23 protein-coding genes are annotated in these 22709 nt (G+C 44.8%); 8 read left to right on the forward strand and 15 right to left on the reverse strand.

Annotated elements, in window-relative coordinates:
• Window positions 1–6: 6 nt before the first annotated feature.
• Window positions 7–2379: an alpha-glucosidase gene (ygjK, locus tag ATB78_RS13495; RefSeq protein WP_061008908.1), complete on the forward strand. Its 2373-nt coding sequence runs from the start codon at window positions 7–9 to the stop codon at window positions 2377–2379.
• A 14-nt stretch (window positions 2380–2393) separates the two neighbouring features.
• On the opposite strand, the gene ATB78_RS13500 is transcribed toward ygjK, so the two are convergent.
• On the reverse strand, window positions 2394–3350 hold the full coding sequence (locus ATB78_RS13500) for a LysR family transcriptional regulator (RefSeq protein WP_179947003.1): 957 nt from the start codon (window positions 3348–3350) through the stop codon (window positions 2394–2396).
• A 90-nt stretch (window positions 3351–3440) separates the two neighbouring features.
• Between ATB78_RS13500 and chrA the strand changes: the two genes are divergently transcribed.
• A complete protein-coding gene (chrA, locus tag ATB78_RS13505) occupies window positions 3441–4580 on the forward strand; it encodes a chromate efflux transporter (RefSeq protein ID WP_061008909.1) in 1140 nt (379 codons plus the stop codon).
• Between the two features lie 88 nt (window positions 4581–4668).
• On the opposite strand, the gene ATB78_RS13510 is transcribed toward chrA, so the two are convergent.
• Genes ATB78_RS13510 through ATB78_RS13575 form a run of 14 tightly spaced genes read right to left on the reverse strand, consistent with a single transcriptional unit; the run spans window position 4669 to window position 16271 of the window.
• Window positions 4669–5325 carry an OmpA family protein gene (locus ATB78_RS13510; protein WP_240537400.1) on the reverse strand — a complete coding sequence of 219 codons (657 nt, stop codon included), beginning with the start codon at window positions 5323–5325 and terminating at the stop codon, window positions 4669–4671.
• A 32-nt stretch (window positions 5326–5357) separates the two neighbouring features.
• Window positions 5358–6857, reverse strand: a complete 1500-nt coding sequence (locus tag ATB78_RS13515) for a TadE/TadG family type IV pilus assembly protein (protein WP_061008911.1) — start codon at window positions 6855–6857, stop codon at window positions 5358–5360.
• A gap of 2 nt (window positions 6858–6859) precedes the next feature.
• The gene (gene tadF / locus ATB78_RS13520) at window positions 6860–7390 is read right to left on the reverse strand and encodes a tight adherence pilus pseudopilin TadF (protein ID WP_041058798.1); all 531 of its coding nucleotides are present in this window, start codon (window positions 7388–7390) and stop codon (window positions 6860–6862) included.
• A complete protein-coding gene (locus ATB78_RS13525; RefSeq protein WP_041058795.1) occupies window positions 7390–7878 on the reverse strand; it encodes a TadE/TadG family type IV pilus assembly protein in 489 nt (162 codons plus the stop codon). Before ATB78_RS13525 ends, tadF begins: the two co-directional genes overlap by 1 nt.
• Before the next feature lie 13 nt (window positions 7879–7891).
• Entirely contained in the window at window positions 7892–8593 is a 702-nt protein-coding gene (locus ATB78_RS13530; protein ID WP_061008912.1) for a tetratricopeptide repeat protein, read from the reverse strand.
• A complete protein-coding gene (locus tag ATB78_RS13535; protein ID WP_041058789.1) occupies window positions 8594–9448 on the reverse strand; it encodes a type II secretion system F family protein in 855 nt (284 codons plus the stop codon).
• The gene (locus tag ATB78_RS13540; protein WP_041058786.1) at window positions 9448–10347 is read right to left on the reverse strand and encodes a type II secretion system F family protein; all 900 of its coding nucleotides are present in this window, start codon (window positions 10345–10347) and stop codon (window positions 9448–9450) included. Before ATB78_RS13540 ends, ATB78_RS13535 begins: the two co-directional genes overlap by 1 nt.
• Window positions 10347–11624: a CpaF family protein gene (locus ATB78_RS13545; RefSeq protein WP_041058784.1), complete on the reverse strand. Its 1278-nt coding sequence runs from the start codon at window positions 11622–11624 to the stop codon at window positions 10347–10349. The genes ATB78_RS13540 and ATB78_RS13545 overlap by 1 nt, the downstream gene beginning before the upstream one ends.
• Entirely contained in the window at window positions 11621–12856 is a 1236-nt protein-coding gene (locus tag ATB78_RS13550; protein WP_061008913.1) for a chromosome partitioning protein ParA, read from the reverse strand. Before ATB78_RS13550 ends, ATB78_RS13545 begins: the two co-directional genes overlap by 4 nt.
• Complete coding sequence (locus ATB78_RS13555; protein ID WP_061008914.1) at window positions 12857–13333, reverse strand: hypothetical protein; 477 nt, start codon at window positions 13331–13333, stop codon at window positions 12857–12859.
• Window positions 13330–14676: a pilus assembly protein N-terminal domain-containing protein gene (locus ATB78_RS13560; RefSeq protein WP_041059051.1), complete on the reverse strand. Its 1347-nt coding sequence runs from the start codon at window positions 14674–14676 to the stop codon at window positions 13330–13332. Before ATB78_RS13560 ends, ATB78_RS13555 begins: the two co-directional genes overlap by 4 nt.
• A gap of 14 nt (window positions 14677–14690) precedes the next feature.
• Window positions 14691–15542, reverse strand: a complete 852-nt coding sequence (gene cpaB / locus ATB78_RS13565) for a Flp pilus assembly protein CpaB (RefSeq protein ID WP_081096596.1) — start codon at window positions 15540–15542, stop codon at window positions 14691–14693.
• Window positions 15543–15553: 11 nt separating this feature from the next.
• Entirely contained in the window at window positions 15554–15997 is a 444-nt protein-coding gene (locus tag ATB78_RS13570) for a prepilin peptidase (RefSeq protein ID WP_045414505.1), read from the reverse strand.
• A gap of 55 nt (window positions 15998–16052) precedes the next feature.
• On the reverse strand, window positions 16053–16271 hold the full coding sequence (locus ATB78_RS13575) for a Flp family type IVb pilin (RefSeq protein ID WP_061008916.1): 219 nt from the start codon (window positions 16269–16271) through the stop codon (window positions 16053–16055).
• Between the two features lie 335 nt (window positions 16272–16606).
• Between ATB78_RS13575 and ATB78_RS13580 the strand changes: the two genes are divergently transcribed.
• The 6 genes from ATB78_RS13580 to ATB78_RS13605 all read left to right on the forward strand — a co-directional run bounded on the left by ATB78_RS13580 (window position 16607) and on the right by ATB78_RS13605 (window position 22707).
• A complete protein-coding gene (locus ATB78_RS13580; protein WP_020193913.1) occupies window positions 16607–17470 on the forward strand; it encodes a LysR family transcriptional regulator in 864 nt (287 codons plus the stop codon).
• Window positions 17471–17484: 14 nt separating this feature from the next.
• Window positions 17485–18315 carry a transglycosylase SLT domain-containing protein gene (locus tag ATB78_RS13585; protein ID WP_061008917.1) on the forward strand — a complete coding sequence of 277 codons (831 nt, stop codon included), beginning with the start codon at window positions 17485–17487 and terminating at the stop codon, window positions 18313–18315.
• 154 nt (window positions 18316–18469) lie between these two features.
• Entirely contained in the window at window positions 18470–20161 is a 1692-nt protein-coding gene (locus ATB78_RS13590) for an AMP-binding protein (RefSeq protein ID WP_061008918.1), read from the forward strand.
• A 338-nt stretch (window positions 20162–20499) separates the two neighbouring features.
• On the forward strand, window positions 20500–21135 hold the full coding sequence (locus ATB78_RS13595) for a response regulator transcription factor (RefSeq protein WP_038894250.1): 636 nt from the start codon (window positions 20500–20502) through the stop codon (window positions 21133–21135).
• 206 nt (window positions 21136–21341) lie between these two features.
• On the forward strand, window positions 21342–21935 hold the full coding sequence (locus ATB78_RS13600; protein ID WP_042603848.1) for a hypothetical protein: 594 nt from the start codon (window positions 21342–21344) through the stop codon (window positions 21933–21935).
• An 88-nt stretch (window positions 21936–22023) separates the two neighbouring features.
• Window positions 22024–22707 (forward strand): fimbria/pilus periplasmic chaperone, encoded by a 684-nt coding sequence (locus tag ATB78_RS13605; RefSeq protein ID WP_045414511.1) that lies wholly within the window; start codon window positions 22024–22026, stop codon window positions 22705–22707.
• Window positions 22708–22709 lie beyond the last annotated feature (2 nt).

The following is a 22709-nucleotide window of genomic DNA, read 5'->3' on the forward strand; positions in this document are numbered from 1 at the left end:
CCAAACATGACTTTACGTAAAACCCTAATTGCTTTAGCCGTTGGTTCAGCGGTGACACTCTCTGGTTGTAATACCGTCACAACTTCTGAAGCACCGTTGCAAGCGAGCGAGTTTAAGAATGTGATTGACCGTACTGGCTCTCCAGAATACATGCGCGATTACGACTTTGATGACCACCAGCGTTTTAATCCATTTTTCGATATGGGCGCATGGCACGGACACCTATTGCCTGACAATGCAGAAGGTATGGGTGGCTTTCCTGGTACGGCGCTTCTGACCGAAGAATACATCAACTTTATGGCCAATAATTTTGATCGCTTAAGCGTGTACAAAGATGGCAAAAAAGTCGCCTTCGAAATGGAAGCGTACAGCTTGCCGGGCGCATTGGTGCAAAAGCTAACCTCTGATGATGTCACTGTGGAGATGACGCTGCGCTTTGCTTCTGACCGCACTTCTCTGTTGGAAACCAACATCACCACAGACGCCCCAGTTGAGCTTGTATGGGATGGTCAACTGCTTGAGAAGTACCACGCAAAAGAAGGCAAATCCCAATCAGATAAAACCATTGATGAGCAATATCCTGATTACACCCGCACTATCGTCGCGACGGATGACGGTTTAAAAGTAACATTCGGCAAAGTGCGTTCAACATGGGATCTGCTGACCTCTGGCGAGTCTGAATACCAAATCCATAAGTCCATCAACATGAATACTCAGGTGGATGGTCATCAGTTTACTTCGACAGCGAAGATTGACGGTTCAACCAAGATTTACACCACCTATTCTCATGTCCTGACAACAAAAGAAAGCCAAGCTGAACAAACGAAGATTCAAGACATTTTGGCAAACCCAGAGGCTTATCTTTCGGCTTCTGAGCAGCGTTGGGAAGACTATCTAACCAAAGGCTTAACCAACCCACACGCCACACCAGAGCAAGAACGCGTGGCGGTGAAATCGATGGAAACCTTGAACGGTAACTGGCGCGGTGTCGCAGGTGCGATGAAGTTTGATTCGGTAACCCCATCCGTGACCGCTCGTTGGTTCTCAGGTAACCAAACTTGGCCTTGGGATACATGGAAGCAAGCTTATGCGATGGCGCACTTCAATCCAGATGTCGCGAAAGACAACATTCGTGCGATGTTCGCTTATCAAATTCAAGCAGACGATCCTGTTCGCCCTTGGGATGAGGGTTATGTACCGGATCTATTAGCTTACAACTTAAGCCCAGAACGTGGCGGCGACGGAGGCAACTGGAACGAACGTAATACCAAACCAAGCCTTGCTGCGTGGGCGGTCATGGAAGTGTACAAAACCACAGGCGATAAAGCATGGATCGAAGAGATGTATCCGAAGCTTGTGGCGTATCACAACTGGTGGCTGCGTAACCGCGATAACAACGGCAACGGCGTTCCTGAATACGGCGCTGCGGTAGACAAAGCGCACAACACGCTAGAAGGTGAAATGTACTTTACGGTGGTTCGCGGCGAAGAGCATGAAGCGGTGGTGGGTAAGAAAGCACTGGCGAAAGTGATGGCAGAGGGTAATTACGATTACATCGAAAGCCCAGCACAAACCGCCGCTTCTTGGGAGTCTGGACGCGATGACGCAGCGGTATTTGGCTTCATCGATAAAGAACAGCTGGATACTTACGTTGCCAAAGGCGGTAAGCGCAGCGATTGGGATGTGGAATTTGCGCAGAACCGCGCAGAAGACGGCACCTTACTGGGTTACTCACTGCTACAAGAATCCGTCGACCAAGCGAGCTACATGTACAGCGATAACCAATATCTGGCCGAAATGGCGGACATGTTAGACAAAGAAGACGAAGCACAAGACTTCCGAGCGAAGGCAAAACATCTGGCGAACTACATCAACACTTGTATGTTCGATGAGTCCACGGGCTTCTTCTACGACATTCGCATCGAAGACAAACCACTAGCAAATGGCTGTGCGGGCAAGCCGATTGTCGAACGCGGTATGGGACCAGAGGGTTGGTCCCCTCTATTTAATGGTGCGGCGACTCAAGCTCATGCCGATTCCGTCGTGAAAGTGATGAAAGACAGTAATGAGTTCAACACGTATGTGCCACTGGGTACGGCTGCGCTATCGAACCCAGCCTTCGGCCCTGATATTTACTGGCGCGGACGCGTATGGGTCGATCAGTTCTACTTCGGCTTGAAAGGTATGGACAGATACGGCTATCGTGACGACGCCATTGAGATGGCAACGGCCTTCTTCCAGCATGCGGACGGCCTAGTGCAAGATGGCCCGATTCGTGAGAACTACAACCCACTGACGGGCGATCAACAAGGCGCACCAAACTTCTCATGGAGCGCGGCGCACCTATACATGCTGTACAACGACTTCTTCACTGAGTAGAAATTACTCGCCAACTACAGGGAGTCTTCGTTGCTCCCTGTAATCAATTCTGCCACCAGCTGACGCAGCCAAACCCCTTTATCCTCGTTGTTACGGCTGGTATGCCACAACATGGCGATATCAAAATCCGCTACCGCAATCGGCGGCTGGACGCTCACCAAGTCGTCCGAAAACCCTTCCGCTTGCGCCATTTTCTCCGGCACTATCGCAACCAACTCACGCTGTTTAAGCAAGTTTCGAATCGTAAGGAAGTTACGTGAAGCAACGGTGACTTTTCGCTTCAAGCCATGCTCAGCAAGCTTTTTGTCTACTTGTGTACTCAAGCTACCATCAGGGCTCACGAGGGCTTGTTCAATATTGGCAAAAGCGTGAATCGACAATTGTGTTTCGCCTTTCAACACTCGCTTATCACACAGACATACGTGCTTTTCTGTGTAGAGGAACTGGCTCTCAAAGTTATCGTCGAGTACCGGCATACTGCCGATGATGACATCTAACTTATCGTGCTCCGTGATCGCCACGTAATTGCTGCGGTTGACGTTAATAAAGCTGATTTGGGCTTCTGGCGCACGCTTGCGGATTTCATCATAAAGCAATGGGGCGAAGATGAATTCGGCGTAGTCGGTTAAACCAATGCGACACACGCCAGCGTAGTTTTCTGGTTGGAAAGCGGACTTAGTTAGTAGGTCTTTGGCAATCGAGTCCAATAAATGATGCACCGTCGGCGCAATATGATGCGCGTGCTCGGTTGGATCCATCTTATGGCCTTTACGCTCAAACAATGGATCATCAAACAACACGCGCAAACGCGACAAGCTGTGGCTCATGGCAGACTGACTGACAAAGCTTTTCTCGGCCGCCAAACTCACACTGCGATAGCGATATAGGTAAGAAAAGGTCACCAACAGATTTAAGTCGATATTGCGCCACTGGATGTCATCTTTCACAGAACAAACCTCATCCCATTTCATTCATAGATGAAATTAAAACTATTAATTTGAGTCATCTTAGTACATTTCTTACAGTAGATGCAGTTTTATTGGAGATTTAACAGGCTCAACATGTTTACCATTTTTAAAACCTTTTTTTGGCTTGGTTGGATCAGTTTCGGTGGCCCTGCGGCGCACATCGGTTACTTCCGCCAAACGTTCGTTGAAAAGCTCAAATGGATTGATGACAGCGAATACGCACAGATCGTGGCTTTGAGCCAATTCTTACCGGGCCCTGGTTCTAGCCAAGTTGGCTTTGCTCTGGGTTACAAACGCGGAGGCTTAGGCGGCGCATGCATGGCGTTTCTTGGCTTCACGCTGCCTTCCGTGATCATCATGTTGGCGCTTGCGATGGTAAGCAGCCAGATCACCGATACGGCGCTGTTCCAAAACATCGTTCACGGCTTGAAGTTGCTTGCGGTCGTTGTGGTGGCGGATGCGACTTGGGGAATGTACAAAAACTTCTGCCAAAGCAAACTAACAGCCGGCTTGTGTGTGGCAACCGCGATTGCGTTATTGGTTGCACCGAGCATCGCAACTCAAATGCTGGTACTTGTAGTAGCGGGCTTGATTGGTACTCAATATCTAAAGAAAGAATCCTCAGCACCTGCCGAACCATTTAAACCAACCATTGCACCATTGGCACTGTTCGCAGTACTTCTGATTGGTTTGCCGTTTGTGGCTCATTCCCTGCCAATGCTTGGATTGTTTAGCGACTTCTTCCAAGCGGGTAGCTTAGTGTTCGGTGGCGGTCACGTGGTACTGCCGCTATTGCAAAACATCGTTGGCGATCAACTCAGCCAAGACGCGTTCCTAACGGGCTACGCCGCAGCGCAAGCAGTACCGGGACCGATGTTTACCTTCGCGACTTACATTGGTTACGAGCTATCTGATACACCTATCCTAGGTGCGCTAGTCGCAACATTGGGTGTGTTCTTACCGGGCTTCTTATTGCTGCTTGGCGTGCTAAAGAACTGGCAAGCGCTGGCTGGTAAACCTGCAGTGTCAGGCGCAATCAACGGCGTAAACGCATCGGTCGTTGGTTTGCTACTAGCTGCACTTTACCAACCGGTATTCAGCAGCGCTGTGGTTGCACCAATTGATATCTCTCTTGTGATAGCTGGCTTCTACTTACATAAGAAACTTAACTTGTCGGTGCTTTGGATGATTGTGTTCTTTGTCGCGGCAGGCATTGTGACTGGCATGATGTAATCACATCGCTAAAACAAAGACAAAAAAACAACGCCCGCTTCCAATTGGAGGCGGGCGTTTTTAATTCCATCGAGTCAGTAGTTAACACCTATTCCGTTGCTGATGCTTTTTCCTGTTCATCCGCTGGAATGTAAACATCTGCTCTACGGTTTTTAGAACGACCCGAAGAAGTATTGTTGGTGGCAATCGGCTCAGATTCACCAAAGGATTTAAGCGTGGTTTTCTGTTCGCTCACCCCGTAATAGTGCAGCTCACGAGCGGTGCTTTTGGCTCGATTATGACCCAAGGTTTGGTTATAGGCTTTGGTGCCTATCCAGTCAGTATGCCCTTCCACGGTGACTTGATAGTTCGTTTGAGCAAGCTGACGAGCAACACTGCTCAAGACATCTCTCGCGAGCGGTGTGAGGTTAAAACGATCGAACGCGAAGTGAACCCGTGCAATCAATTTACCCTTATCCGTGACTTCACCACTGAATTGCGCTATACCCAAATTAGAAATATACGTCAGGCAATCATTCGGGTTAGTGAGCAGTGATGAGTTCTTCATCAGCGCCCACTTCAGTGCGGGGTCATTGCTGGTATCGGTGACTTGCCAGTAGCCATCCCGATGCGATGCCACCCCCGTCACCTCGCCAACCTGAATAGAGTGCGAGTATTCATAATAAGACGTTCCGCAGTATTCGGTCACTTTTGAACTGACTTCACTGGCATTCGCACTAACGGCCGTGAAACCTGCCACCAGCATCCCTGTTATTAGTATTGCTTTGGTCATATCTATCACCCATATAGTCTCGATACACCATTACCACGAGAGCCTTTCTTGATTAGTTCTTCGATTTTCTTAATAAAATCTTCCGTCTCTGTTACATCGATGATGTCTTCATCCGGATTCAACACACAATCTTGGAAGCCACTTTGCGAAGATGCGCTGAAGTTCACGCCAATGACGCCAATGTACAAATTGCCATTCTCAGTTTGGAAGTGTTCACGCGCCTTATCGCACATACCTTGATTGACTAATCCCGGAAGGATTTGTGTATAAGGAAACTCCATCCCATCACTGATCACAATCAGCATTTTGAGGCGATCGTTGTACTGTTGAGTCTCTTCGGCATCATTGCCATTTGGTCGTCCACCTTCCATGATTTGCAAGCCACGCAGCATGCCTTGGTAGGCGGCAGTGTTACCACCTGAGTTCATGGTTTGCACTTTCTCAAGCTGTGTCTTATCAGCCGTTAGAGGAATAGTGAAGAAACCGTTGTTCCCCGTCATCGTCATGCTACCGTTGTACAAAGAATTGTTATTGGAACGGAAATGGAAGTTGAAACTTGGATTAGAAACCTTATTGTCGAACATATGATTAACTGACTTGGTGTAACCAATGTACTCCGGAATCTCTAAGCGGTTATTGTTGAAATTCACCACGTGAGACACACGTTTAGCGTGATTGCTTTCCGAATTTAACTGGTTTGGACAATTCGTCACATCTGCCGCGCAGTTTTCAACATAAGTTTCAGAATAAGGAGACCAAAACGACCAGTCCACCTGCTCATATTTGATGGGCGACACGCTACTTTGATAATCATCTTTGTATCGCAGTTGACTCGTTGCGTATAAGTTATCGTTAATCTTTTCTTGTACACGAAGATTAAATGGAATGACGGCTATTCGATTGAGTACTTCCGTATCCCCCTCTCTAGGAACCAAAATCCGGTTAGCAATTTCCTCTACCGCGTCCTTCAATAAATCGATTTTGACTTGTCCTTGCCAGTTGTTGTTCATCGATCCTGAGAAATCGGTTACCAAAACCAAATCAATGATTTTGTCGCCCAAGTAGAATGGATATTTTGCAGCAATGGCTTCACCAGCTAGGTTTTCAGTAGATTCAAATGACGGAATAAAATTATTGGAAAACCATGAGTTATGTGTCGTCACCGCTTGTACTGAATACTGGATTTTCTCCGTATTGTCGTTTGCTTCTGTTGGCTCTTCATAGGTTCTGACCGTCGTGATATCGACATGGGTCGCATCACGAACATAGGCGTTAACGTATAGAGTCGCTAAAGCGTCAGCTTGGTGTGATTTATCATCAATTGTGACAGCCAAAGCAGCCGCTTGCGCAGAGTCTCTCAGTCGACTGGTTTCTTGAATATATCTCGTCCCTTCGACAGAGAAATACGTCATCCCAACAACAGGAATCAAAGAAAGAGCAAACCAAATCGCTGCAACGCCTTGGTTTTTACGTGGGCTAGAATATTGTGTTTTAGGGCCTTTCATACTTACCTCCCTATCACAACAGAACTGGAAGTGATGGTGATTGTCGGTGAACTCGAGTCTCCCCAAACCTGCGCAAACCAAGAGTCATTCTCTTCACAGAGCGTGACTTGATATAAAGAGAAAATATTGCCGTTTTCGACGGGCGCAAGATCACTTCTGGTGGTGATACTTGGCGCATTACAACTCAAATTAGTGTATTCATCACTCGTGAACTCATTTAAAACAGCACGATCGTGTAAGGCTTCTATTTTTATCGCCACACTGTTGGCTGTTGTGTTCATCAATCTAGCTGCGAGTGTTGTCATATCACTGGCATCATTCGCATTTAACTCAAAGCGTTCATCGTAATAACGAGTTCGCTCTTTTAAGATATTGGCGAGTGAAAAACTGGTTCTATCCAAATCAGCACGCACTAGTAACTTATGGCTAAGGTCGGTCATGAAATAGAAAATCATGATTAGCCCGACTAATACAAAAGCTAATTCAATAGCAAAAGCCCCTGTTTGACGGCGACGAAAGTTTGGAGTTTTCATTACTCTTCCTCCCACCCTTCATGCTCTAAATTCAACATGGTACTTCGTGTGATTGCCGTTGGGTCTGAACCAAACAGATTTAAAACCGGCGTGTAGTTGTACGTGAGCGTAATTTCTGCAACAGCGTACCCTATCCCACTTTGTGCCATTTGGTCGTCATCGAAACTCACATCAGAGATCAGATCGGCATATGTTAAGTAGTATTTCCCTGAGAGCTGGAAGTTCTCCGCTGGCGTTAAAAAGCCCCACAGTCGATCAGGCTCCTCCATCGCAGTATTGAGCGTTTGGTTGTACTGATCGTATGAGCTTTGCCCCTCGAAAACCGTGGTATTTCGAACCGTTTCACGAAGTGCATACTCAACCATGTTGGTCACATAAATGCGGAACCCCATTTCGAATATCATCAACGTTGTGATGATAAGAACAAGCGATCCCAACGCAAATTCTACACTTGTCACCCCTTGGCATTTTGAATGTCCGTACTTCATATCAATTACCTACTTACTGGTAGAGCGTCCTTGATATTTCCATCATTTGAGCATCAGTAAACGAGCCCTCAAGTACCGCTCTGGCTTGATGAACATCCCCAAGTTTAAATAGCGCGATGGCGAGATTAGCTTTGACTTTTTCATTGCTCGGGTTTTCTCTGTAAACAGGAGCTAGCAAAGTCACGACTTCCATATAATTGCTCTGCGCTAAATCCACCACTGCTAAATTGTTCTTAATGACAACATCGTTGTAGCCTTTAAGACGGGCTTTGTTGAACGCTCCTTTCGCTTGTTCAAATTGGTCAAGCATGCAATACGAAACCCCAAGCATCACATAGATGTCCGCACTAGAGTTGCCAAGCTCTATAGAGCGCTGATAACGATTCACCGCTAATTTATCTTCGCCATCTTTATTGTGAATCTGGCCTCTGAGCTGAAGCAATTGCCAATTTCTTACACCGCTATCAAGCAAATGGTCGGCATAAAACTTTGCCGATTCTAAGTCCCCTTTATCGAAGTACACCTTGGCAAGTTGCTGTGTAATCTCTTCGCTTTCAGGCGCCTCTTTTAAGTTGTCTTTGTAGTGCGCAATCAAACCATCATGGTTATCAACACGCTCCATATTCGCTACCATGTTTTCTTCGCTGGCTTGATTCGAAGTACAACCAGACAAGACAGCAGTTAACGACGCGAGGACCAGAGTTATTGTTTTCATTTAGCTTCCTCCAACATTCCATTCGAGCTGCATAATGCCCGGTGCGAGGATAAGAATAACGATAGGGAACATGATGAGAAGAATGAGAGGAACACTCATTTTGGCGGACAGTTTCCCCATTTTCTCTTCAATAGTAAGAAGTTGAATACGACGCATATCCTCTGCTAAATCACTGAGAATATTCGCGACAGATGTACCATAGTGAATGTTCTGAATAATCGTCAGGACAAAACTTGATACTTCAGGCGCAGGAAGCCGCTCTGATAAGTCATGAAGTGCTTTTTCTATCCCATGAACTTTCCCTGATTCAGAGGTTTTTTTAATCTGGTAACACAAATCTGCGTCGAACGTTTGCAACTCTTTTGCTAAATATGCAAAGGATGCTTCAATCGTCATACCGGTTTGAACGCATACGGACATCATGTCGAGAAGGTATGGTAGGTTGCGTGAAATCTTTCTCACCACCCATTTCTTACGAAGAGCCAACACCGCATCAGGCACAATAATCGCGCCCACAACAGCAAGCACAAAATATGCGACTTTATTGCCCTGAGTCGTATCCATTAACATGATAAGGAAGAAAGCAACGGCGATAATGGCGATCTTCATTGGGAAGTAATACTTAGCAAAATCCTTGTTGTAATAGCCCGCATTTTGTAATTTTTGCTCTAAGTCTTTGCGGTGCTCTTTACCAAACTTAACTAAGAAAGAATTGAACTTGGTTTTTACTTTTCGCTCTTCTTTGTCGATCAGAAAACGGTCAAGACGTTTGTTTTTCTTGTGGTCGCGATACATTTCCCCTACGAGAAATACGAGTGCTACAAAAATGAGGCCGATACTGGTCATAAAGGTCATCACTTCACCCCCTTCACCAATAGCCAAATGATCAACAAACCAAGCACTTCACTGCCGACTACGTAGTAAAGAATGAGGTTACCTTCAGGATCATGCAGGATGTAGTCGATATTGGCTGGTGACACTTGGCTCAATATCACCGCAAAAGTAAGCGGGATTGCGGCAACGACTTTGGCTGAAATCCGCGCTTCCGCGGTCATCGCCATTTTCTTCGTTTCCATTGTCCTTGCATCCACAAGAATTCGAATGAGTCTTGCTAACACGCCTTTTAATTGGCCACCACGATTTAAGTTGGCTCGAATGGTCACTGTAAAAAAGATGTACTCTGGGTATGGGAAAGCTTTACAAGAACGAAGTAGAACCTGCTCTGCATTTTCACCAAGCTTCAAACGTTCACCCATCTCCCTGAACTCACGTCCAACTTCTCCATCCATATTGTCACCAACAAAGCTGAATGCCTGCATGAGACTTTCACCCGCAGTAACCGCACTCATCAAAATGTTCAACGCATCAGGGAAAGTTCGCTCGAAGTTCTTTCTACGACGATTTTTCAGCATCAAATAGCCCCAAAATAGCAGCAAAACAAACATGATTGCGGCCAGCGTGAAGGAGCCTAAGAATAGGAATTTAAAAACGACGTAATAAGAGAGATAGGCAGATAAGCCAATAAAAATAGCAATAATGATGTTTGCTCTAGGCCCAAGAACTTGAAGTGTTGGAGAAAGCGTATGCTTGAATCTCTGCCATCTTTTTTGCTCAATCAAAGAACTAAAGCGAATAGCACTTACAGCCTCGTCTTCTACTTCCGCTTCAGGGAAGAATTGATTGATCTTACTCTTCTTATCACTAACAAAGAGTAACAACGCAACACCGAAAAGAAGCAAAGAGAACCACAACATTATTCCATCACTCCCTTAAACGACAGCATCAACTCATCGTAGAGGCCATAGAAGTGTGCTTTTTTAACCAACTCCGAGCGCTGCATGATCCCTTCAGTAACGAACTTGCCTCGAACACTCTCCCCGTACCCCACTTCGTCATATTGAAAACGGAAAATCTCTTCCATCACCACACTATCGCCCTCAAGACCAACGATTTCCGAGATACTGGTTATTTTTCTTGAGCCATCACGAAGTCGACTCACTTGCACAACAAGCTCTATTGCACTCACAATCGCTCGTCGAATCGCATCTAGCGGCTGATTTAAGTTCGCCATCATCACCATAGATTCGACACGTGAAATAGCATCGCGGGGTGAGTTAGCGTGAAGTGTCGACATCGACCCTTCGTGACCCGTATTCATTGCCTGAAGCATCTCAAACGCTTCGGCGCCACGACACTCACCGAGTATGATTCGATCTGGGCGCATACGAAGGGCGTTTATAACTAAGTCACGTTGGGTAACTAAGCCCGTATGCTCCACACTTTCTGCACGGGTTTCGAGACGGACAATATTCGGTTGTTGTAAACGAAGCTCAGCAGCATCCTCAATGGTCACAATACGTTCATCATCACTGATGTATTGAGAGAGCGCATTGAGCAAGGTGGTTTTACCTGAGCCCGTACCACCAGAGATCAGGATATTCATTCGGCAGCGAGAGGCGATGGAAAGGACTCGACCAATATCCATAGACATCGAACCGAACTCCACCAGCTCTTCTAGGCCAATGTTTTGTTCACGGAATTTACGAATAGAAATTGAAGTGCCATCTAACGCGATAGGAGGGATAACGATGTTTACACGACTACCATCTTGCAAACGGGCATCAACCGTTGGTGACAACTCATCAACACGACGTCCAATTCTTGCTGCGATTTGCTTAGCAATGCTGAGAACTTGAGCCTCATCGACAAACGTGATTTCAGATTTTTCGAGCTTACCGTGCTTCTCAAAAAATACATTATTGGCACCGTTCACCATAATATCTGTAATTGCTTGGTCATCGACCAATGACTGAATCGGCCCTAATCCAAACAACTCATCGAGCATGCTTTTTACTAAGCTCGATTTCATCATAGAGGTAATAGGACGCTCAAAATTGCTAGCTAACACATCAACAGCATTACGAATCTGCCCCTCTAGATCCTGACGACTCAAACTTTGGATAGCCTCAACATCCAAAGCTTCGAAGATCTGGGTTCGGAATGTGATGTATAAATCTTTATTAGAACTCATCCTGCCCCCATCCTTGCAAACCAACTAGTCGAACGATTGGTAGTCTGTCCGTTTATCAAGCGAGTCAATTTTTCAATCGTGGTGTTTACACTTTTGTCATGCTTGTGAGCTCGTTTTCCTTCGATAATCAAGTGCGATAGGGAGCGGCAATAAGGCATGTTTAGATTCACCTCCGAGCCCAAGTATTTCTGTAAGTCTCCCTGATCAATAACAAAGGTACTCTCTGGTCGGTGATGATTCGCCAGCGTAATCATGCGAACACGCTTACTCATGGAGATCTGCTTGTTCTCTAGTTGTGTGATAAACGCTTTCGCATTTCGTACAGAGGACACTGATGGCTCAAACACCACCACGACTACATCAAAGTTTTCAATCAACATATGAGGGTCAACTTTGAAATCAACGCTGCCTGAAAAGTCTTCGACGATGAAGTTCGTATTGCGGCTCAGCAACTCGCAGAGCGTGAGGTTATAACTGAGGATGTCCTCTTGACTTCGATCTCCTCTAAGAGCAAGTAGACGAAGGTTTTTTCTGATCTTGGTGAGATAGCTGATCGCGCCATCTGTATCTAGCTCATGGATGGGTACGGAGTATTCATCAATCGCTCTGGAACGAAACTCCTCCAATGCGAGTAAGACATCAATGTTGCTATCGTTGTATTGATGATCGACCAAGATCGTATCGATCTCTTGTGATGAAAGTTTTGAGCTCAGCTCGGTAGAGATCAGTGAAGTACCAATCCCACCTTTACTGCCAACCACCGCGACTCTCTTGGCTTTACGCTGCTTGCTCACACCAGAGTAGGTTTGCAAATTACGATGCACATTCATCACAAAGTCAGCAAACTCGTGTTTGTTAATTGGCCAGAAGAGATAGTAAAAACCCATATCCTTGAGCTTTCTTAAGGTGGAGATGGAATCTTCTTGTCCAATGACAATGATGCCTTTGTGCGTTGGTAAGTGACTGGCAAATTCTTGTGCATCAGCAACGATATCGGTTGACTGGTTGAGCTCTAAAATCACAATATTGCCGCTTTGCTCGGAATAAAAAGTCGATGATACAGCAGACTGCTTGATACATTTTGGCTCATTCCAGCCTTCAAACTGGAACATTTCCCTGACCAAAGAGGCGCAGTCTTCCGATTGATAAAGCAATGCACATCCCGTTGGGCCATCGGTAGTATCAATAAGGTTTGGTTTGTTCGCTTTGAGCGATTTTCCTAAGTCAAACATTTACAAACCCTCCACGATTCTTTCTTTGTGAGCGATTTGCTTACTTCTCGCGACTTCTGAGAAACAGTTACGACTCATGTTTTCTTGCTCGATTTGAGAAGGAAGACATGTCTGAGTGACTAAGTCGTGATAAGTAATGGTCATTTTAATATCACTGCCAATCGCAGAGCTTTTGTTGAGTGAGAAATGCTCTGCGCTTAATGGTAATGTCGGCCTTGTTGCTAATACTTTATCAAGCACCTTTTTCGACTTAGCGTTGCGGTATTCAATGGTGTAAGAGGCTCCAGAATCAATCTCTTCTACCGCATCAAACAGTTGGTTAAGTTTCTCTTCGCTCTGCTGACTTGTTTTAACTGTAAATTCATAGACGTGCGTTTCTGGGTAGACAAGCATTTCAGCCCCTTTACCATTAAGAAAACGTTCCGCACATCCCATCAATAACGCGCTCAAAAAGAGCATCACTAATAGCTTACTCATTGAATAAACCCTCCTTGTGATAGCAACTTAATGGTTGGATCATTCCCACTATTGGCATCCTCTCCTTCCGAAATTTTCAGCCAACGGCGTAGAGTAGAAGTCTTATTCATGTAAGGTAGTTGAATGTCTTTTCGCTTCATTGGTTTCACCAAATTCACGGTTGCGACGATAATAAGTTCCGTTCTGCGTCGGTCAGTTGATGATTTTCGGAAAGCGGCACCAAGCACTGGTATATCGCCAAGCAACGGAATTTTTTGTAGTTCCTCAAGATCAGAACTACTCATCAAACCACCAAGCACAAAGCTATCCCCATCACCCAACTCGATCGTGGTCAATGCTCGTCTTGTTGCAAATTGAGGTACTTCAATACCAGCCGCTCGGATATACCGTTCAACCTCACTCACTTCAGGCATGAGTTGCATGCGTATTTTCTCTTCATGCAGTACTTTGGCGGTTAGATCGAGTTTGATACCAAACTCTCGAAAGGTAATGTTGACATTATTGTTGGTGGTAACAATCACAGGGACTTCACCACCAACCAAGAAGCTGGCTGACTCACCAGAAATAACGGTAAGGTTTGGCTCGGCAAGGACTTGGGCTACATTTTCATTGCCCAAAGCGGTGATTAAGGTTGTCAGATCTGCCGCATCAAATTGTTGGAACAAAAACTCACCAACGTCAGCACCAACACTGGACCAATCAACACCCACAGTTTGAGCAAAGGTTTCTGTCACTTGAGCGACAGAGATTTTCACGTTGACTTGCTGAACAGTCGCCACCTCCAGCATTTCGATAATTCCTTCCCACGTCATATTGCGGTGGAAGATCATGCTTTGTGGTTCGTCAATATCATATGCTTCGTTAGTGAAAGTGAGCACTTGTGGCTCATCCCACTTTTCGATTTTGTCACGCCCTAACAGCGTCGCAACCAAACGGTAAATCTCGTCTCTCTGTTCCTCTGAATCAACCACACCGCTCACCGCGACTTGCTCACCAACAGATTCAACTTTGATATTTAATTCAGGATAGAAAAGCTTGAGTTGTCTTCGAACGAGAGAGAGATCGATATCGACAATAACGCGATCGGAAAGTAAAACTTTTTTCGATTCGCCATAGATGATGAACCGTGCTTGACCCACACCTTTAGCAAAAACCACAACCGTGTTTTCATTTATTACGTTGTAATCGACAACCTCAGGATCGCTTACAAACACAGTGGTAATAGGCTCTTTGACTTCGATATGTTGGCCATCATTGACCGTAATATAGCGGTCTCCAGCAAATGAATAGCCTGCAACTATTAGAAGCAGTACGCCCCATAAAGTCCCTAAGTAACGTTGAATAAACAAATAATGTTTCACAGCTCTTCTCCCTGTTTTGATTGTCGAGAAGAACCTCTTAGCTCAGATACACCCGTATAATTGTCGATAACATTTCTAACTTCAGCGTAAATGGGCTTGTCATATTTATGGCTACGATAGACTTCCAAATGCATGGTTTTTTGTGCAATGGAGATTCTCGCAATATCGGCAGGATCAACCTCAACAACAACTAGAACATGCTGTTCGTCATCGGCAGAAGAACGAGCTTGTAACTTAGCATCTTCTTCTGTTACTAAATCACTAACACTTAGTACCTTAACGTTTTGCAAAAGCAGGTTCGCTTTTAAGCCATTGAACTCAATGCTCCCCGTCCTCTCTGAAGAGAGGTTTTCATTGGGAGAACTGATTGCCAACACATCCACGACCGTTCCTGGTCGGATATAACCTTTCACTAAATTGGCGCTACTGACCAACATTGGATAAGGCTCCATCCCTTCTGTGATGAGGAGGTCAATGTAACCAGGATCATTTTCTGAAGTTTGATGCTCTGGCAGCACTAACTGCCCTTTCTCAATATTGGTATTAAGTAAGGTAGATGGAGAGAAATCGAGTTGAATGTCGGTACTAATTCCTTCATCCAAAGCGATATTGATGGGAAGTTGTTCTCGTTTGACACTTTCAACCGAGATAGGCTCTCCGCGAGCAAGATCTCCATTCGCTCGCCATGTTGTAACGTACACAACATCCTCTCGTGTCGGAGAAGATTCCTTTTGTTGCGATACAACTGATTGCCCTGATTTATTCTGATTTAATGCGTTGTTATAAATACCAAACCCACCAACCAACAACGCAAATATAGCTACGATCATGGCTAATCGATATCTCATAGCTTGCCCCCTTAAGCTATATTCGAGAAAGCGGTGAAGCAAAATCCTACGCAGATAGCTAAACCGTAGGGTACCCCCCTCTCCTTCTCTTTATCGATTCGTAAAATGAGCCTGTCTTTCACTAGGTAAAAAATGGATAAGAGCCCGCCAAATGCTACTGTAAGTACGACAGCAAATAGATAGTCAGATGGAGGCAAAGCAAGTGAAAAAGCAGCGATTAACTTTACGTCTCCGCCACCTATCGCTCGTGAGAAATAAACTAAAAAAAGTATGACCCATAGGGCGATGAGGTAGAGAAAGTTTGCCTGTGTCAGATATTCCCACCCTAGAATTGCAGACAAAAACGCGATGATAAGCACATGCCAGTTTCTTATTATCCGCTTTCGGATATCGGAAATAGAAACGACAACGCTTGATCCAAATAAAGCAATTAAGGCGAGTCCTGACACAGACATAAAGATCTAATTTAATCTAAATTGATTCCTCAAAAATCAAGGAACAAAAATTAAACTAGAGCTGGTTTCTGAATGCGTTGATTTCTGATGCGATATCATTAAATGCTTGTTCCAAACGTTGCACGATATCACCACCAGTACCATCGAACGCAGCAATCAAAAGCACTGCCATCGCGATAGCAATCAAACCATATTCAATAGCGGTAACGCCTCTTTCATCGCCTTTTAGCTCATGTAGGCGAGTCACGATAGATACATAAACTTTAGTCAACATAATTTAATCCCTTGTCCCTTGTTGATAGTGCTAATTGCTTAGCCCTTTTATCGTAGACACCGGATCACCGTCTCAAAAATGAACAATATCGGTGAGACCGATTCTGCCAAGCGTGCCGTTTCACTTAGGGATTATCCTTAATAGGTAGCAAAAATTTTTTATATCTACAGTTCAGTCAATTATCGCTCCCCCTTCTTCTTTTAGTGGTAAAAATAAGATTTTGTACCGTAAATTTAAAATGTGACACAGATCACACTTGGCTGGATTATTAATTCAACCTTCTTCATACCCATTAAGCTAAAACTTATGGACTAGAGACCAGAGGAAGCACCGCGATGAAACTTCCCTTCGACAATCTCATCTCTTTTCATGCCGTGATCACTCATGGTTCTTTTAGTAGTGGAGCAAGAAAATTAGGTAAGTCTCAGTCTACGGTGAGCGGTGCGGTGAAGAGCTTAGAAGAGGAGTTAGGTTACTTACTTATCGACAGGAGCAATAAGCAAGTCGAACCAACAGAACGGGGAAAGAAGATTTATCAACTGGCGACGCCCATCATCAACAAATACAACGAGCTGAGCCAAATCGCCGAATCCCTTTTGAGAACGGATCTGTACCATATGCGAGTTGGCATTGATTCTCTGGTGTTTAACAATGAAGTCAAAAGTGCCCTCATTGAGTTCTCAGAAGCCTTTCCAGAAATAGAATTAACTGTTGTCACCAAACCTAGTCAAATCCTTGGCCAATACATCAATAACAACCAAATCGACATTGCCATCTGTAATCCTTACCACCGCACGAAACTCGACTTTAATATTGATGAGCTTTTTACCGTCAACTGTAATTGGGTGGTACATCATGACCTTATTCAACAAGGAAAACCCACCGAGTCTCGCCTACTCTTATTAGACGGGTGTGAGGATTTGATCGACTTGTCTAATGTCGCCAAAAACAATATGTGGATACTCGATGATATCAGTACCATCATGGAGTTATGCATTGCGAAGAAAGGCATGGCGTTCCTACCACAACATACGATTGATAACTCGATGCATCGTGATGTCTTGGCCAAAGCACCAAGTGAGACTGCCTTGTTTGGCAAGCAGTTGTACGCCTCTTTGATCTGGCCCATTCACTCGGATTACAGTAAGTATCACCAGTGGCTACACGATAAGCTGAGAAAAGGGCACAAGCATTTTTAGTCACTGGAGCGGTTATGGCTGCGGCTTTCAAACGAATCAAACGCGCGCTTGCTCAGAAAGGTCTCATCTGGATTCTGACTTCGATGGCTCTGGCTGTGTACCCTCAAGCCAATGCAAAAATGACCAAGATCGATCAACAAACACTCAACCAGCAAAACCGCCACTCTCTCCAAGAGAAAAAGCTCAAACTGAAAACATTGCCAAGCGTATCTCGGCATTCAGGAACGCAAGTGGTGGAGCTAAGAGGCACAACCGAGCCGACAAAAGCCAAAGCTTACAATAAGGTGACCAAACCCACCTCTCCTGCCGCCTTACAATATTTACCCATGATTTCTGAAGCTGCTACGCAATGGAAAATAGAAACCGCCTTGCTGCTGGCCATTATTCATACTGAAAGCGCCTTTAACCCCAATGCAGTCTCACACAAAGATGCCATTGGCTTAATGCAAGTCATGCAAAATGGCGGAGCGTTGGAAGTCTCCCAAAAACTGTACTTCGGAAGAAAAATTTCACGTAATGAGTTGTTCGAGCCGAACTTTAATATAGATACAGGGGCGGCGTACTTACATATTCTCAAAACCGATTACTTACACTCGGTGCGATCCGAACAAAACAAAATGCTTTTGGCCATTGCGGCTTACAACTGTGGGTTGTCGAACCTAATGCGTTATCTATCTTACACTCAGTCACTGCCTCAATTTTCTTCAGAAATGAACCGACTCACAGAAGACGAACTTTACTTTCGACTAACCCAAACTCTGCCTATTGAAGAGACTCGAAACTACGTAGAAAAAGTCATGCGTCTCTATCACCACTATCAAAAGCGAGTGATTGATACACTTTGATAATCAATTAAACCGTACTTTAGCCCATTGAGGTCATAAGCTGTGATCCCTAACAACAAGTTGTTACTTTTTCTTTCCCCAAACAACCTTACCCATGCTATTGTTAACATTACATTAACAACAACAAACCCTGCGATTAACATGGAGTTAGAGAATGATTCAGCCTAACGAGTTAAGTGAGCAGACTTGCGCTCTCCCACCACCAAATGAAATGATTCTCAAATGGGCAGCGGAACGCCCAGATGAAGTCTACTTAAAACAAATCATCAACCGACAGTTCGTTGAGTTCACTTATGCGGAAGTTGCCGATCAAGCGTTAAGGCTTGTCAGCGCTTTACGTAACCTTGGTGTACAGCCAGGCGATAAAGTGGCTTTAGTCTCGAAAAACTGTGCAGAATGGTTCATCTGTGATTTAGCCATGATGCTTGGCGATTACGTTAGTGTGCCTATTTTCCCGACAGCGGGTGCCGATACCATTGAGTACTGCCTCACCCACAGTGAGAGTAAAGCACTGATCGGCGGTAAGCTTGATGATCCTGCTGCAACGCAACAAGTGATAGACGCGATGCCAGATATCATTAGCATCGCACTGCCTTACGATACCGCGCCAAACTGCCAGCATCAGTTTAAAGAGCTGATCGCTAACGCTAAGCCGAGTGAAGAACGCCCGCAGCATTACGACGACAAACTGATGTCTCTGGTTTACACATCAGGTACGTCCGGCCTACCCAAGGGAGCAATGCTCACCTATGGTGCGTTCAGTTGGTCAGTTCAACAACTCATCAACCATATCGGCATTCAAGAAAACGACCGATTGTTCTCGTACTTACCACTTGCGCACATCACCGAGCGTGTCTACATCTTCGGTTCATCCATCATGGGTGGTGTGACGACGGCGTTCCCAGAATCGCTCGATACCTTCATCGAAGATGTGAAGATGCATCGTCCGACGCTGTTTATCTCTGTACCTCGCTTGTGGACGTTGTTCCAACAACGTATCCAAGACAAACTTCCTCAGAAAAAGCTCAACATTCTGTTGAAGATTCCTTTCGTCAATTCTTTGATCAAGAAAAAGCTTGCCGATGGTCTTGGCTTAGACCAAGCACGAGTCCTTGGTTGTGGCTCTGCACCTGTCTCACCAGCATTGTTGGAATGGTATCGAAGCGTTGGCTTGAACATCACCGAAGCATGGGGCATGACAGAGTCCTTCGCCTATAGCACACTGAACTATCCGTTCCGCGCAGATAAGATTGGCTCGGTCGGTAATGCAGGCCCTGGCATTGAACTTAAAATCGCTGACGATGATGAGATCATGGTGCGTGGTAGAGGCTTGTTCTCTGGCTACTACAAGAATGATATTGCTACCCAAGAGTCGTTTGACGCAGATGGGTGGCTGCATACTGGTGATATCGGCTCGATCGATGCCGACGGTTACCTCACCATTCAAGGTCGTAAGAAAGACACCTTCAAAACATCGAAAGGTAAGTTCGTCGCTCCTGTGCCTATCGAAAAGAAACTGTTCGAATACAGTCGCGTAGAGATGATGTGTTTGATCGGTTTAGGTCTACCCGGTCCAATCTTGTTGGTTGTGCCACATGACTTCCCGAACTTCGACAAAGAGCGTTACGCAAAAACCACACGTAAAGTGATCGATCGGATGAACCAAGAGCTTGAATCTCACGAACAGATCAAAGGGGTATTGATGATCAAAGACCCATGGAGCATCGAGAATGGCGTGTTAACTCCAACCTTGAAGATTAAGCGTCATGTGCTTGAGCAGAAATACCACGAGATCGGCCACAACTGGCCAAAAGGCGATTTAGTGGTGTGGGAGGAAGACTTGTAACCCCTCAGTTTGATGCCAGTTCACCCTAACTTCACCCCAGAGACTGACTTTTCAGTTCTTCTGGGGTGACTTGTCTCATACCTTTTCATACTTATCTTTTTCAAGAATTTCTGCAAATTTCCCTAACCGATTGTCTTCTCGACATTTGTATTCTAGTCATATGGTACTAATCTTTTCTAATACAAGTGCACATGATTTATGAGCGCATTCATGCTCAACAAATTATGAATACAAATGAATCGTGTACTGCAGTCTATTCAATAAATACTTTATACATCAACGCGTTGAGAACTAGGTTAATAACAATTTTAAAATCTAGACCTAAGGGAATATTTGCCATGGAATTCAGTACTCAGCATTTTGTTGTCCACCTATTGAGTCGTGATAATTCATACTCAAGGGTGATTCGCGACTTGATCAAAGTTTCTTTTCCATATGTCAATTTCGTCAATAGCGATCGCTTCACCCAAATGGATGAAGACACCATCAATACCATTGTCTTATTCGACGTACAGACCATGCCTTGTCCAAAACGCTATGGTATCGCCCCTAATGAAAGAGATGAGAAATGGATAGCAGTCAACGTTAGTTCACAAACATCACTAGAATGGCTTGAGAAAGGTTACTCTGGCCAAATCTGTCATGGGCTAGAACTCTTACCCAAAGCCGTCTCTGCAGTTGCGAATGGTGATGTTTGGTTCCCACGTCACATCTTAAATAAAGCCATTCATCACTATCAGCAGGGCACAGAAAACCCAGTCGTCGCAGCTGAAGAGCTCAGCTCTAAATTCTTACTCACTAAAAGAGAGAGTGAAGTGTGCAAACTCATGCTCCAAGGCCTCTCCAATACGCAGATAGCTAGGCACTCAAATGTGAGCGTGAATACCGTCAAGACGCATGCGTCCAACGTATTGCATAAATTGGATGTACATTCTCGCTACGAGTTAATGGCAATGGCAAAAGAACAGTTCTAAGCTAACTATAAGAAATCAAAAAGGATTATTGATTAATTCAACATTAGTCAGGGTGAAATCAAATTGAGTTGAACCAAGTTCACCCCTTTTTCACCCTAACTAATAACATCATCTCACCTTTGTCGGTGAGGTTGAGAGACTCCTCCCCTCATAAGCTAGTAGAGCGATGCAACGATATGCATTCATTACTAACGAGGGATTGAGTTATGAAAAAGTTACTTCTAGCTTCAGCAGTAGCTGCAGCAGCCGCTTCACTTTCTTTTGGCGCTTCTGCGGTTCAGTTTAACAACCCAGTGGACTTTACAACGCTGAGTAAAACTGACCAAAAAACCATTCGAATCGAAGGTCGAGTGCCAAAACGCTGTCTACTACGAATTGGTAAGAAAGATGTTAAGAACAACGTTCTGCGTAAAGCAAACAAAGTGCATTCTGATTCGTGGGATAACGGTTTCAATAACAAGAAAGTGCTAGTAGGTAACTTACGAGCTTGGTGTAACTACGGTACTGATCTGGACTTCTCAGTAACCGCTTACAAACTACGCGGCGTAACCAAGCACAACATGGGTGAGAAAATTAACTACAAAGTAAAAATTGGTTCAGAAACGGTTGCGAACACCAAAAACCACCATGGTATGGAACAAATGGCATCGCCAATCCCATCAGTGGGCGAGCATTTGGTGAACAAAATCAACAAACATCCAATTTATGTGAAACCTGAAGACTCAGGCTTTGCACGAGCAGGTAAATATAAAGGTCGTATCAAAGTGAGCCTTGCTGCGTCAGGTCCAGTAATGCCATAGCCGAACGACACTTTATGGACAATGTCTTTATAGACAATTAAAACTTGGCTCGGTTATCGAGCCAAGTTTGTTTTAGGGAGAAATATCTATGGCTAGGATCACCACTCTTCTATTTTCTTTACTGTTCAGTTCTCTACTTTTCGCATATGAAGTGAGCCCGATCTATCTCGAACTCGATGATGTTGGTCGGAACTCACAAGGTTTGTACAAAGTGACCAATGTAGAAGAAGAACCGATTCTTCTTGAAGTAAATGTCTATCAAGCTGACTTCTCTACAGGCGAAGAAATTCTGACGCCATCAGAAGACGAATTTCTTATTCTTCCTCCTCAAGCCAAAATTGCAGGGCAAAAATCTCAAACTTTCCGTGTACGCCACATGCCAAAAGGTCCGATTAAACAAACGGTCACCTACCGCATCGTCTTTACCCAAATCGAATTAGAAAACCAAGTCGAAGAAAATGACGATGACAGTTCAATTTCTATGCTGTTAGAGTTTGCCACCCTAGCCTTTGTTTCTCCTGCCTCTAGCAAGTCGATTCCAACCGCTACCATCCAAAACAATCAGGTTTCGATCAGAAACGACGGTAAACGTGTACTAAACATGAACGGTATGGAGTTTAACTTCTCTGGTGGCAAAGCAAACAAAACCGTCGATTGGGAAGTGCTAAGCAAAAAGACAAGCGCTTACCTAATGCCGGGCACAACAGTGAAATACACTTTGCCAAGTGATTTAGGGCAACCAAAAAAAGTTTCTGTTAAAACAATAGACTAATG

Source organism: Vibrio sp. CUB2 (assembly GCF_001557945.1).
In the GTDB taxonomy this organism is placed as follows: Bacteria; Pseudomonadota; Gammaproteobacteria; order Enterobacterales; family Vibrionaceae; genus Vibrio; species Vibrio owensii.